This is a genomic window from Synechococcus sp. ATX 2A4 (assembly GCF_024346375.1).
Lineage (GTDB): Bacteria > Cyanobacteriota > Cyanobacteriia > PCC-6307 > Cyanobiaceae > MW101C3.
The window spans coordinates 34,694-47,599 of record NZ_JAGQCV010000006.1; the positions used below are offsets into that span (position 1 = coordinate 34,694).

Consider the following 12,906-nt stretch of genomic DNA (forward strand, 5'->3'; position numbering starts at 1 on the left):
GCAGCAGGAGCGTCCGCCGGTGAGCCCCATCCCCCGCAGCGGCCTCCCCGGCAGAGGTCTCCCCGGCTGGCGCTTCTGGATCGATCGCGGCGGCACCTTCACCGACCTGGTGGCCCTCAGCCCCAGTGGCATCACCACGGTGCGCAAACTGCTCTCGCACCCGCTGCAGAGCTCCGCCGGCCCCGGCTCCGCCAGCGGTGGCCTTGATCCTGCCGTGGCCGCCATTCGCGGGTTGCTGAACCTGACGGCGGAGCAACCGATCCCCGCCGGCTTGATCGCCGAGGTGCGGGTGGGCACCACGGTGGCCACCAACGCCCTGCTGGAGCGTCGAGGTGCTCCCACCCTGCTGCTGGTCAGCCGCGGCTTCGGCGACGCGCTGCGCATTGGCGATCAGCACCGCCCTGATCTGTTTGCGCTTGACATCCGCCGGCCCGCGCCGCTGCACGCCCGGGTGCTGGAGGTGACGGGCCGCCTGGCGGCCGATGGCCACGAGCTCGAACCGCTCGTGCTGGATGACCCCCTGGCCACAGCCCTGGCCCAGGCGCGCGCCGATGGTCTGCGCAGCTGTGCGGTGGCGCTGCTGCATGCCGCTCGCCATCCCCGCCATGAGCGGCAGCTGGGGGCCTGGCTGGAGCGCTTCTGTTTCGAGCAGGTGGCGCTGTCCCACGCGGTGGCGCCGCGGCCGCGCCTGATCGCCCGCGCCCAGACCGCTGTGGTGGAGGCTTATGTGGGGCCGGCACTGCAGGCCTATCTGGCCGGGTTGCGGCGCGCCCTCGGTGCCGGCACCTCGCTAAGGGTGATGCAGTCAAGCGGCGGCCTGCTCGCTCCTGAGCTCATCCGGGCCAAAGACACGATCCTCTCCGGGCCGGCGGGCGGCATGGTGGGCGCGCTGAAGGCTGCTGCTGGGGCGGCTTGCACGGGTGCGACGGCTGCTGGGGCTCTTTGTGCCGGGGCGATCGTGGGCTTCGACATGGGGGGCACCTCCACCGATGTGTTCCATGTGGCGGCACAAGAGCCCGCCTCCACCGGCCCGCAGCTCGAGGCTGCCGGTGAACGCTGGGAGCGCAGCGACAGCACTGTGGTGGCCGGCCTGCCTCTGGAGGCGGCGATGCTGCCGATCCACACCGTGGCCGCCGGCGGTGGTTCCGTGCTGCATTTCGACGGCGAGCGGCTGCAGGTGGGTCCCGCTTCCGCCGGCGCCCAGCCGGGTCCGGCCTGCTATGGCCGCGGCGGCCCGCTCACGATCACCGATGCCAACCTGCTGCTGGGCCGGCTGCAGCCCGCTGGCTTCCCGGCCGTGTTCGGTGCCACCGGCGACCAGCCGCTTGATCCAGAGCCCGCCAGCGCTGGCTTCGCGGCGCTGGCCGCCCGCATCGCTGCCGCCGTGGGGCGCCCGCACCAGCCGGAAGCCCTGGCGGAAGGCGCTGTGGCGATCGCCATCGACCACATGGCCGCGGCGATCCGGCGCATCTCAATCCAGCAGGGTCACGACATCCGCTCCGCCACCTTGGTGTGCTTCGGCGGAGCCGGCGGTCAGCACGCCTGCGCACTCGCCGAAACCCTGGAGATCGACACCATCCTTCTGCACCCCCTGGCCGGGGTGCTCTCCGCCTATGGCCTGGGCCAGGCCGATCAACGGCTGTTGCGCGAGCAGGTGGTGCGCGAGCCGCTCACGGCGTCGCTGCTGCCGCGCCTGGCGGCCTGGGCCGAGGCGCTCACGGCCGCCGGCGCCCAGGTCCTTGGTGCCGCTGATGGCACCGCTGCAGCTGTTGACGGTGCTGCTGCTGGTGCCTGGGCCGTTGCTGGTGGCCCGGCGTCAACCTTGCGGCGGGAGGTGCGGGTGGCCCTGCGTTACTCCGCCAGCGAGGTGAGCCTGCAGGTGCCCTTGGGGGAGCTGGCGGCGATGGAGGCTGCCTTCGACGCCAGCCATCGCCGCCATTTCGGCCACGCGGAAGCGGCCCGGACGGACGCGGCTCCAGCCTTGGTGGTGGAACGCCTGGAGGTGGAGCTGGTGTGGCCGGCAGCAGCGACCAGGGCAGTGCCTTTACGGGTTGCCGCTGCTGCCACAGCCACGGCTCCAGCTCCGGCAGCTGCCTCCGGCGCCGCGCCTGCCTCCCCCTTCCCCACGGTGCCCCTGTATGCCGAGGGGCGCTGGCAGGCGGTGCCGCTGCTGCGTCGGGAGCAGCTGGCGGCTGGCCAGACCCTGCAGGGACCGGCGCTGCTGCTGGAGGCGATCGGTACCCTGGTGCTGGCGGTGGGTTGGCGCGCCGAGGTGCTCCCGCAAGGGGAGTTGCTGCTGCGGCGCACCGCCAGCGACAAGCCCACAGCCGCCTCCTCGGCGGCTCCAGCTGCCACATCAAACGCCACAGACGCTGTTCCAGCCGCCTCCTCGGCGGCTCCAACCGCCGTCGACCCGGTGCGACTGGAGTTGTTTCATCATCGCTTCGCCGCGATCGCCGAGCAGATGGGGGAACGGCTGCGCCAGAGCGCCCGTTCCGTGAACATCCGCGAGCGGCTGGATTTCTCCTGCGCCCTCTTTGATGCCGCCGGGGCTCTGGTGGCCAATGCGCCCCACATCCCGGTGCACCTCGGCTCCATGGGCGAAAGCGTCGCCAGCCTGCTGGACATGGTGGGGCGCGGGGAGCGGCCACCTCTGCGTCCCGGCGATGTGATCGCCACCAACGACCCCTACAACGGCGGCACCCATCTGCCCGATATCACCGTGATCAGTCCGGTGTTCGCCGGTGCGGATCGGCCCTGCTTCTTCGTGGCCTGCCGCGGCCACCACGCCGATGTGGGTGGCCTCACCCCCGGCTCCATGCCACCCCACAGCCGCTCGATCGCCGAGGAAGGCCTGCTGCTCACCAATGTGCCGCTGTTGCGTGAGGGGGTGTTCGAGGCCGCGGCCTGGCAGCAGCGCCTGCAGGCCGGTCCATGGCCGGTGCGCAATCCCCACCAGTTCCTCGCCGACCTGCAGGCCCAGATGGCGGCCAACCAGCTCGGTGCCGCGGAGCTGGAGCGCCTTTGCCGCCGCGAGGGGCTGGCGGAGGTCACGGCCTACATGGCCCATGTTCAGGACAACGCCGCGGCGGCCGTGCGGCGGGTGATCGGCAGCTTGAACGGCGGTCACTGGAGTGTGGAACTGGACGGCGGCGCCCGCATCGCCGTGGCGGTGAAGATCGATCGCAGCGCCGGCACGGCCCGCATCGACTTCAGCGGCACCTCCCCCCAGCAACCCGGCAACCTCAACGCCCCCCTGGCGATCACCAAGGCTGTGGTGCTCTACGTGTTCCGCTGCCTGGTGGCGGAGCAGATCCCCCTCAATGCCGGCTGTTTCCGGCCATTGGAGCTGGTGGTGCCCGAGGGCTGCCTGCTGCGGCCGCGGCCGCCGGCGGCGGTGGTGGCGGGCAACGTGGAAACCTCCCAGGCGGTGGCCAATGCCCTGTTCGGGGCCCTCGGGGTGATGGCGGCGGCCCAAGGCACGATGAACAACCTCATCTTCGGCGATGCCGATTGCCAGTATTACGAAACGATCTGCGGCGGCAGCGGCGCCGGGCAGGGATTCGCGGGGGCTGATGCGGTGCAGAGCCACATGACCAACTCCAGGCTGACCGATCCAGAAGTGCTGGAGCAGCGCTTTCCGGTGCGGCTGGAGAGCTTTCGCGTGCGCCAGGGCAGCGGCGGCGCGGGCCGCTGGCGCGGCGGGGAAGGGGTGGAGCGGCGCCTCCGCTTCCTGCAGCCGATGACGGTGTCCCTGCTGACGGGATCGCGCCGGGTGCCCCCCTTTGGCCTGGCCGGTGGAAAACCGGGGGCACCGGGCCGCAACCGCCTGGAGCGCGGCGGCCAGCCTGCCCTGCTGCTGGAAGGGGCCGCAGAGCTGCAGGTGCAGGAGGGTGATCTGTTGGAGATCTGCACCCCGGGGGGCGGCGGCTATGGCGAGAGCTGAGCAGGGGCTGTTGCGGCGGCTGGTGGGGCTGGCGGCCAGCGTGCCGTTCTGGCCGCTGACGCTGCCGTTAGCGCTGCCCTTGCAGTTGCAGCTGCCGGGGCGGGCCCAGGGGTGGCTGGCTGGTGCGGCGGCAGCGGCAGCGCCCGCCAATGTGTTGCAGGAGGCCGGCCAGCGCTTCCAGCCCGTCGTGTCGGCAGGGGGCATGGTGGCCACCCAGGAGGCGCACGCCAGCCGCGTGGGCCGCGATGTGCTGCGGGCCGGCGGCAATGCGGTGGATGCGGCGGTGGCGGCCTCCTTCGCCCTGGCGGTGACCCTGCCCCAGGCCGGCAACCTCGGCGGTGGGGGCTTCCTCGTGCTCTGGCGCCCGGAACCGGCCGCGCCGGGCACACCGCTGCTGGAGGGGGAGCGGCGGGTGGGCCGAGGCCGGGCGGTCACGATCAACTTCCGCGAAACCGCACCCGCCGCCGCCCGGGCCGACCTCTTCCTCGATGCCAGCGGCCAGGTGGATCGCCAGCGGGCCACCCGCAGCTTGCAGAGCACGGGCGTGCCGGGCACGGTGGCGGGCCTGCTGCTGGCTCAGCGCCGTTACGGCCGTTGGCCGCTGGCACGGGTGATGGCCCCGGCGATCCGCCTGGCGGAAGAGGGCTTCCCGGTGAGCCGGGATCTGGCCCGCTCCCTGGAGAGGGCCGCCCCCCTGCTGCGTGCCGATCCCAGTTCCGCGGCGCTGTTCTTCCGCCCGGACGGTCAGCCCTATCGCCCCGGTGAGCGCTGGCGTCAGCCCCAACTGGCCGCCACCTTGACGCGCATCGCCCGGCAAGGTGAGGCGGGCTTCTACCAAGGCCCGGTGGCGGAGAGCCTGGCCGCGCTGATGGGCCGCCAAGGTGGGCTGATCACCCTCGCCGACCTGGCCGCCTACCGCGCCCGTGCCCTGCCGCCCTTGATCGGCAGCTGGCGGGGCCAGCCGGTGATCACCATGCCGCCGCCCAGCTCCGGCGGCGTCACGCTGATTCAGTTGCTCGGGGTGCTGGAGGGGTTCCCGTTGGCGGCCATGGGGCTCAACAGCGCGGCCACGATCCACCTGATGACCGAAGCCATGAACCTGGCCTACCGGGATCGCAACACCTTGCTCGGCGACCCGCGCTTTGTGGCGATGCCGCTGCAGCTCCTGCTCAGCCCGGCCTATGCGGCAGCCCAGCGCCGCCGCCTCCGCACCGACCGCCACACGCCTGCCGCCGAATTGTCTCCATCGCCAACAGGCCGGCCGGAGGGCCCCAACACCACCCACCTCTCGTTGATCGACCGCGACGGCCTGATGGTGGCCACCACCACCACGCTCAACTTCGCCTACGGCAACGGCGTGAGCGTGCCGGGCGCCGGCTTCCTGCTCAACAATGAGATGGACGACTTCACCGCCAAGCCGGGCGTGCCGAACGCCTACGGGTTGGTGCAGGGTGAAGCCAACGCCATCGCTCCGGGAAAGCAGCCGCTCAGTTCGATGAGCCCCACCCTGGTGCTCGATCGCGGCGGCGGCCCGCTGCTGGCCACCGGCAGCCCGGGCGGCAGCCGCATCATCACCACCGTGCTGCAGGTGCTGCTCAACCGGCTGGAACATGGCCTCAACCTGGCCTCGGCCGTGAGTGCGCCCCGCTTTCACAGCCAGCTATGGCCCGATGAAGTGGCGGTCGAGCAGGGCTTCAGCCCCGACACGCTCGCCCTGCTCCAGGCGCTGGGCCACCGGCTCCGGCCGTCCCGGGCCATGGGCTCGGCCCAGTCGGTGGAGGCCCTACCGGGGGGAGGCAGCCTTGGGGTCGCCGATCCCCGCCGCCCTGATGCCCTCGCTGCCGGGGAGTGACCCCTCGCCCTGCCCCACGGCAGCGGGCGCGCCGAAGCCCCACAATCAGGCCCGACCGCCGCCGACCGGCTGAAGCCGGTGAACCCCCATGGCTCCGTTGCTTCCGGTTCCGCTTGCCCCCGCGGTGTTCACTGTCCGCGACTGGCTCTGGAGTGGCGGCCTGATTGAGGTTTCGCTGGTGATGGCGGCGTTTCTGGTGGCCGCCTGGTTCGTCAATCGTTCGCGCTGATGGTGCTGGGATCAGGGGCGGTGAGCAGGTTGACGCCAGAGAAGGCCAGTGCCACGCCAAACAACGTGCCGATCACCCAGAGGCTGTCGCTGGGCCATTCCGCGATCAGCAGCCCGCCCAGGATGGCGGTCACCAGGCCGTCGGCGATCACCAGGCCCCGGGCCGGCACCTTGGCAGCGGCGCCGGCGGCCAGTTCCATCACCCCTTCGAAGGCCATGAGCAGACCCACAAACAGGGTGAGGCTCACCTCGCTGCTCACCGGAAACACCAGGATCCAGAGGCCGCCGCCCACGTAGAGCAGCCCGCTGAGGGCACGAAACAGCTTGGTGCTGAGGTCGCCGCCGCCGGTGAGACGCAGCAGCTGGGAGATGCCCCCGGCCACCGCCACCCCGCCCAGCACGATCGTCAGCAGCGTCGCCGACACGAACGGCAGGGCGATCGACAGCCCGGCAGCCGCGAACACAAGGGCGGCAGCCAGCCAGCGCAACGGCTTGGAAGCAGGAATTGACATCGGGCACGGTCTCGCGACAACCAACGCTAAGGGCATGAACGGGGTTGGCTCCCCCCCGTCCGCAGCCTGCACTCAGCGATGTGTCGGGTTGCACAAACGCACTAGCTTTATTTCTTGATAATGACGCGTCCGCCCGAAGCAACGCTTCAAGGTGGAGACAGCCATTCCCCGTTAGCGGCCATGCTCGAGCTGCTGCCCCAGCTCAACGATCGCAACCTCCCCTGGGTGGACACGATCCATCCGATCGTCGTTCACTTCGTGATCGCCATGGCCCTGATCGCGTTCGTGTTCGACGTGATCGGCCGCCTGGCCGGCAAACCGGAGCTCTATGAGGTGAGCTTCTGGAACCTGCTGTTCGCCACCGCAGCGATCTTCGTGGCGATCATCTTCGGTCAGGTGGAAGCGGGCCTGGCCAACCCCTACGGCGAGTCCCGCGACATCCTCAACCTGCACAGCACGATCGGCTGGGCGCTGGCCGGCATCCTCTCGGTGCTCACGGCCTGGCGCTATGTGATCCGCAGCAAGGATCCACGCCGCTTGCCGCTGGCCTTTCTCGGCGCCGGCTCCGTGCTGAGTGTGTTGGTGGTGGTGCAGGTGCTGCTGGGCAGCGAGCTGGTCTGGATCTACGGCCTCCACACCGTCAAGGTGGTGGAAGCGATGCGCGAGGGCCTGGTGTGATGGCCCTCGGTTCGAATGATCTGCCTTACGTCCTGCCGATTCACCCGAACCTGGTGCATCTCACCCTCGGGCTGTTCATCATCGCCATCGCCTTCGACATCGCTGGGGCCCTGTTCCCGCTGGAGCGGCGTGTGTTCCGCTTCCTGGCCCTGCCGGTGACCCGCTCCGCCCTGCACGATGTGGGCTGGTACAACCTGCTGGCCTGCAGTGTGGTGAGCTTTTTCACCGTCACCGCCGGCTTCTACGAGATGCAGCTGGCCGTGCCCCTGCCCGGCATCACAAGCAGCTTCGGCCTCAGCAGCACCGGCAGCATGCTCTGGCACGGGGCCGGCGGCCTGCTGCTGCTGATGGTGATCGTGCTGATGGCCGTGTGGCGGGGCTTTCAGCGCTATGTGTGGCGCCGGGACATGGGGCGCCAGGTGCAGTGGAGCTACCTGGCGCTCGGCATCGTGATGTTCGCGTTGCTGGGGGTCCACGGCACCATCGGCGCCCAGTTGGCCGTTGAGTTCGGTGTGCACGTCACCGCCAACCAGCTGCTGGCCGCCGGCGCCGATCTCCGTGAGGCCCTGCCATGACCAGCTCCGCCCCCGCACGTTTCAATCCCGCGGCGGTGGCCGCCGTCAGCGCCTGGGTGGGGCTGCTGGTGCTGCTGTCGCACTGGCTGGGCCAGCAGGCCTACCGCTGGCTGCCGGTGCAGGCCTCCAGCGCCGCGCCCCTGGTCGACGACCTGTTCAGCCTGGAAACCGCGATCGCCTGCTTCGTTTTCGTCGGTGTGGTGTCGGTGATGGCTTACGTGCTGCTGTTCAACCGCGCCGAGAAATACGACATGGACGACGCCGCTCCGGTGGAGGGCAACACCCTGCTGGAGATCATCTGGACGGTGATTCCGCTGGTGCTGGTCATGGCGATCGCCTGGACCACCATCGGCGTGAACCGTGAGATCGGCGCCATCGGGCCGATGGACCACAGCCATGGCAACACCAATGAGGCGATGGCGGGCGCCCCCACGGCAGAGATCCAGGTGATCGCCCGCCAGTGGTCGTGGGAGTTCCGCTACCCGGACGCCGCTGTCTCCAGCACGGAGCTGCACCTGCCGGCCGGTCGCCGCGTGGGCTTGCAGCTGGAGAGCGCCGATGTGATCCACGGCTTCTACGTGCCGGCCTTCCGGCTCAAGCAGCAGGTGATCCCCGGCCGCTCGATCGCCTTCTTCATCACCCCCACCCGCGAGGGCCGCTACCGCCTGCGCGATTCCGAATACAGCGGCACCTGGTTCGCGGCCAACCAGGTGGATGTGGTGGTGCAGAGCGAAAACGCCTACCAGGACTGGCTCACCCGCGCGGCGACCCAGCCCCTGCGGCCCGGCATCAGCGATGCCTCCCGCGAATACGCCCAGCAGCAATCACGGCTGCGCTCCTCCGGCTACCCCACCGTGCGCCCGGCTCCCCCCCCGATGGTCAACGTGCCCGGCTCGAACACCCTTCCCCACGCAGGTTGACCCCCATGACCCTCACCTCTCTTGATCCCGGCATCCTCAAGGCCTCCCACCCGGTGCCGGGGGCGCCGAACAACTGGAAGCGCTTCTTCAGCTTCAACACCGATGCCAAGGTGATCGGCATCCAATACATCGTGACCTCCCTCTTTTTCCTGTTGGTGGGAGGGCTGTTGGCGATGATCATGCGTGGAGAACTGATCACGCCTGAGGCGGATCTGGTGGATCGCACCGTGTACAACGCGCTCTACACGATGCATGGCACGATCATGCTGTTTCTGTTCATGTTTCCGGTGCTCAACGGGCTCAACAACCTGTTGATCCCCTGCATGATCGGCGCCCCCGACATGGCCTTTCCGCGCCTCAATGCCGCCGCCTTCTGGCTGGTGCCAGTGTTCGGCGTGATTCTGATGGCCAGCTTCCTGGTGCCTGGTGGGCCGGCGGCCTCGGGCTGGTGGTCGTATCCACCGGTGAGCCTGCAGAACCCCCTGGGCCATCTGATCAATGGCGAAGCGCTGTGGATCACGGCGGTGGCGCTTTCCGGCGTGTCGTCGATCATGGGGGCGGTGAACTTCGTCACCACGATCCTGCGCATGCGCGCCCCTGGCATGACCTTCTTCCGCATGCCGATCTTCTGCTGGACTGCCCTCTCCGCCCAGACGATCCAGCTGATCGGCCTGCCCGCCCTCACCGGCGGTGCCGTGATGCTGCTGTTTGATCTGGTGGCGGGCACCTCCTTCTATCGCCCGGAAGGGGGCGGCGACCCTGTGCTTTATCAGCACTTCTTCTGGTTCTATTCCCACCCGGCGGTGTATGTGATCATCCTGCCGGTGTTCGGCATCTTCTCCGAACTGTTTCCCGTGCACGCCCGCAAGCCCCTGTTCGGCTACGTGTTCGTGGCGATCGCTTCGCTGGTGATCGTGGGCCTCAGCCTGGTGGTGTGGGTGCACCACATGTTCCCCAGCGGCGTGCCCCAGTGGATGCGGGATCTGTTCATGGTGTCCACCATGCTGATCGCCGTTCCCACCGGCATCAAGGTGTTCGCCTGGCTCGGCACCCTGTGGGGCGGCAAGATCCAGCTGAACACACCAATGCTGTTTTCCCTCGGTGGCCTGTTCAACTTCGTGTTCGCCGGCGTCACCGGCATCATGCTGGCCACGGTTCCGGTGGATATTCACGTGAACAACACCTACTTCGTGGTGGGCCACTTTCACTATGTGATCTATGGCGCCGCCACCATGGGTGTGTACGCGGCGATCTATCACTGGTTTCCTAAATTTACCGGCCATATGTATTTCGAGGGGCTGGGGAAACTGCATTTCCTGCTCACCTTCGTGGGCACCAATCTCAACTTCTTCCCGATGCATCCACTCGGGCTGATGGGCATGCCCCGGCGCGTGTCGTCCTACGACCCCGAATTCGCCTTCTGGAACGTGATCGCCAGCCTCGGCGGCTTTCTGCTGGGGGTGTCGATCATTCCCTTCCTGCTCAACCTGGTGAGCTCCTGGGTGTGGGGGCCCAAGGCGCCAGCCAACCCCTGGAAGGCCATCGGCCTGGAGTGGCTGCTCCCCTCCCCTCCTCCCGCTGAAAACTTCGAAGACAACGTTCCCACCGTGATCAGCGGCCCCTACGGCTACGGCACGGGCAAACCCCTGGTGGAGCACCAGGAGGCCTATGAACGTGCCCTGCAGGAGGCCTGAACCATGACCACCCTTCCCACGGCCCCCCCCGGCCCCACCCCCACCCATGGCGAAGGCCATGCCAGCCATCCCAGCTACACGCTCACCGGGTTCATCATTTTTCTGTGCTCGGAGAGCGTCATCTTTCTGGCGTTCTTCGCCGCCTATGCCCTGCTGAAATCCACGGCCACCAGCTGGTTGCCGCCGGGTGTGGAGGGGCTGGAGTGGCGTACACCGCTGCAGTTCACGGTGGTGCTGGTGTCGAGCAGCGGCACGATTGCGGTGGCGGAGCATTTCCTTGGTAAAAAGCGCCTGTGGGCGTTCCGCGGCTTCCTGCTGCTCACGATGGCCATGGGCGCCCTGTTCCTCTATGGCCAGGCGAGCGAATGGAGCGGCCTTTCGTTCGGCTTCACCACAGGCACCTTCGGCAGTCTGTTCTATCTGCTCACTGGCTTTCACGGCCTGCATGTGGCCACCGGCATCCTGCTGATGGGGCTCATGCTGGGGCGCTCGTTTTACCCCGATAACTATGAGAAAGGTGAACAGGGTGTCATCGCTGTCTCCCTGTTCTGGCACTTCGTTGATGTGATCTGGGTTCTGCTCTTTCTGCTGCTCTACGCCTGGCAAGCATGATCATTGATGACACCCACTACGACGTGATCGTCGTCGGCAGCGGCGCCGGTGGCGCCACCCTGGCCAGCGCTCTGGCGGCGAAGGGCCGCTCGGTGCTGCTGCTGGAGCGGGGCGCCGCCTTGCCTCGCGCAGATCAGAACGTGGCCGATGTGGACCTGTTCCGCAAAGACCGCTACCACCCCGGTGAGCAGTGGTTCGGCACCGACGGCGATCCCTTCTCGCCCCAGGCGGTGTATGCCCTGGGTGGCAATACCAAGATCTGGGGGGCGGTCCTGGAACGCATGCGGGAGCAGGAGTTCGGCCCAGTCCGCTATCAGGAAGCTGCCGCGCCCTCCTGGGGCCTCGACTACAGCAGCTTCGCCCCTTGGTACGACCGGGCTGAAGCCCTCTACCGCGTGCATGGCCGCCAAGGCGTGGATCCCACCGAACCCAGCCGCTTCGCTGCCTACACCCGGGCGCCACGGCCGCTGGATCCGTTGCTGGAAGAGCTGCGCGAAGGCATCCGCCGCCAGTCGTGCCATCCCTACGACCTGCCGCTCAGCTGGTCGGAGGATCCGGTCGACCCCAGCGGCGACGCGGAGCTGTTCGGCGTCACCCCCGCGCTGGCGGGCGAGGCCACCAGCCTGCGCACCAACGCCAGGGTGAACCGCCTGCACGTGAACCCCAGCGGCACGGAGGTGCGTGGGGTGGAGGCGGAGATCGACGGCCAGAACTGGCTCTTTCGCGGCGATCAGGTGGTGCTGGCCGCCGGAGCGGTGAACACGGCGGTGATCCTGCTGCGCTCCGTCTCGGATCGCCATCCCGCCGGCCTGGCCAATGGCTCCGGCCAGGTGGGCCGCAACCTGATGAAGCCCCAGCTCACGGCGATCCTGCAGTTGGCGGCCCGCGCCAACTCCGGTGCTTACCCCCGCAGCCTCGGCGTCAACGACTACTACTGGGGCGACAAGAATGTGAGCTTCCCGCTGGGCCACATCGAGAGCGGCGGCGGCGTGCTGCAGGACACCCTGTTCGCCGAATCCCCCCCCGTGCTCTCGCTGGTGACCCGGCTGCTGCCCAATGCGGCGCTGCGGCAGCTGGCGGCCCGATCGGTGTGCTGGTGGGCGATGAGTGCGGTGCTGCCCGATGCGGCCAATGCGATCAGCCTGCGGCGCGACCGCATCCGCATCCACTACCTCCCCAACAATCTCGAAGCCCACGACCGGCTCGTGTACCGCTGGATCGACACCCTGCGGCGCACCGAGAAAGACCCGCTCACCCAGGTGGTGCGTCCCTCGCCGGTCCACCCCCGCGGCGAAGCCCCGCTGGCGGTGATGGGCTACGCCTGCGGCACCTGCCGCATGGGCAGTGACCCGGCCACCTCTGTGGTGGATCTGGAGGGGCGCAGCCATCAGGTGGCCAACCTCTGGTTGGCCGATGCCAGCGTTTTCCCCAGCTGCCCGTCGGTGTCGCCCGGCCTCACGGTGATCGCCAATGCCCTGCGCGTGGCGGAAAGCCTGGCGCACGCCTCCTAGGCTGGGTCACTGGGCTTTTGGAGTGGAGCCAGCTGATGGCAGAACAGAACGGGTCTTCGCGCGGCGGCAGCACCATCCTGGCCAGCGCCATCGCCGGAGCTGTGCTGGGGGCGACCGGGCTGGCTTGGTGGCTGCTCAACGCCGCCGAACGCCGGCGGCTGGCCGAGCGTCAGCGCCGCCGCCTCACCCTGTCGCGCTTTCAGGATGGCCCCAGTGAAGGTGAGGGCTACGTCCGCCGCCCGCTGCTCGAAAAAGAGCTGCAGCACAAGGTGCAGGAGCTCAACCAGGCGATCGAAGACGTGCGCCGCCAGCTCGAGTGCCTCACCCCCGACAGCTGAGCTGACGGCCGCCGCTCAGCCAGCGTGTCGTGGCCACGGT

General features: G+C 68.8%; 11 protein-coding genes. 10 read left to right on the forward strand and 1 reads right to left on the reverse strand.

The annotated features are described in order from the left end of the window. Positions 1-19: 19 nt before the first annotated feature. From KBY97_RS07080 to KBY97_RS07090, 3 genes are all read left to right on the forward strand, one after another. Positions 20-3,946 carry a hydantoinase B/oxoprolinase family protein gene (locus KBY97_RS07080; protein WP_255145992.1) on the forward strand — a complete coding sequence of 1,309 codons (3,927 nt, stop codon included), beginning with the start codon at positions 20-22 and terminating at the stop codon, positions 3,944-3,946. After that, positions 3,933-5,798, forward strand: coding sequence for a gamma-glutamyltransferase (ggt, locus tag KBY97_RS07085; protein ID WP_255145993.1), 1,866 nt, complete (start codon positions 3,933-3,935; stop codon positions 5,796-5,798). The genes KBY97_RS07080 and ggt overlap by 14 nt, the downstream gene beginning before the upstream one ends. 88 nt (positions 5,799-5,886) lie before the next feature. Further along, positions 5,887-6,027 carry a hypothetical protein gene (locus KBY97_RS07090; RefSeq protein WP_255145994.1) on the forward strand — a complete coding sequence of 47 codons (141 nt, stop codon included), beginning with the start codon at positions 5,887-5,889 and terminating at the stop codon, positions 6,025-6,027. On the opposite strand, the gene KBY97_RS07095 is transcribed toward KBY97_RS07090, so the two are convergent. Continuing rightward, positions 6,011-6,538 carry an HdeD family acid-resistance protein gene (locus tag KBY97_RS07095; protein ID WP_255145995.1) on the reverse strand — a complete coding sequence of 176 codons (528 nt, stop codon included), beginning with the start codon at positions 6,536-6,538 and terminating at the stop codon, positions 6,011-6,013. The two genes, KBY97_RS07090 and KBY97_RS07095, sit on opposite strands and share 17 nt — an antisense overlap. A gap of 180 nt (positions 6,539-6,718) precedes the next feature. Between KBY97_RS07095 and KBY97_RS07100 the strand changes: the two genes are divergently transcribed. From KBY97_RS07100 to KBY97_RS07130, 7 genes are read left to right on the forward strand one after another with little or no spacing between them, the layout of a single operon-like run. After that, positions 6,719-7,216 (forward strand): DUF2231 domain-containing protein, encoded by a 498-nt coding sequence (locus tag KBY97_RS07100; RefSeq protein ID WP_255145996.1) that lies wholly within the window; start codon positions 6,719-6,721, stop codon positions 7,214-7,216. After that, complete coding sequence (locus KBY97_RS07105; RefSeq protein WP_255145997.1) at positions 7,216-7,791, forward strand: DUF2231 domain-containing protein; 576 nt, start codon at positions 7,216-7,218, stop codon at positions 7,789-7,791. The genes KBY97_RS07100 and KBY97_RS07105 overlap by 1 nt, the downstream gene beginning before the upstream one ends. Next, positions 7,788-8,711 carry a cytochrome c oxidase subunit II gene (locus tag KBY97_RS07110; protein ID WP_255145998.1) on the forward strand — a complete coding sequence of 308 codons (924 nt, stop codon included), beginning with the start codon at positions 7,788-7,790 and terminating at the stop codon, positions 8,709-8,711. The genes KBY97_RS07105 and KBY97_RS07110 overlap by 4 nt, the downstream gene beginning before the upstream one ends. A gap of 5 nt (positions 8,712-8,716) precedes the next feature. After that, a complete protein-coding gene (locus tag KBY97_RS07115; RefSeq protein WP_255145999.1) occupies positions 8,717-10,405 on the forward strand; it encodes a cbb3-type cytochrome c oxidase subunit I in 1,689 nt (562 codons plus the stop codon). 3 nt (positions 10,406-10,408) lie between these two features. Next, on the forward strand, positions 10,409-11,017 hold the full coding sequence (locus tag KBY97_RS07120) for a heme-copper oxidase subunit III (protein ID WP_255146000.1): 609 nt from the start codon (positions 10,409-10,411) through the stop codon (positions 11,015-11,017). After that, positions 11,014-12,528 (forward strand): GMC oxidoreductase, encoded by a 1,515-nt coding sequence (locus tag KBY97_RS07125; protein ID WP_255146001.1) that lies wholly within the window; start codon positions 11,014-11,016, stop codon positions 12,526-12,528. Before KBY97_RS07120 ends, KBY97_RS07125 begins: the two co-directional genes overlap by 4 nt. Positions 12,529-12,563: 35 nt before the next feature. Then, on the forward strand, positions 12,564-12,866 hold the full coding sequence (locus KBY97_RS07130; RefSeq protein ID WP_255146002.1) for a hypothetical protein: 303 nt from the start codon (positions 12,564-12,566) through the stop codon (positions 12,864-12,866). Positions 12,867-12,906 lie beyond the last annotated feature (40 nt).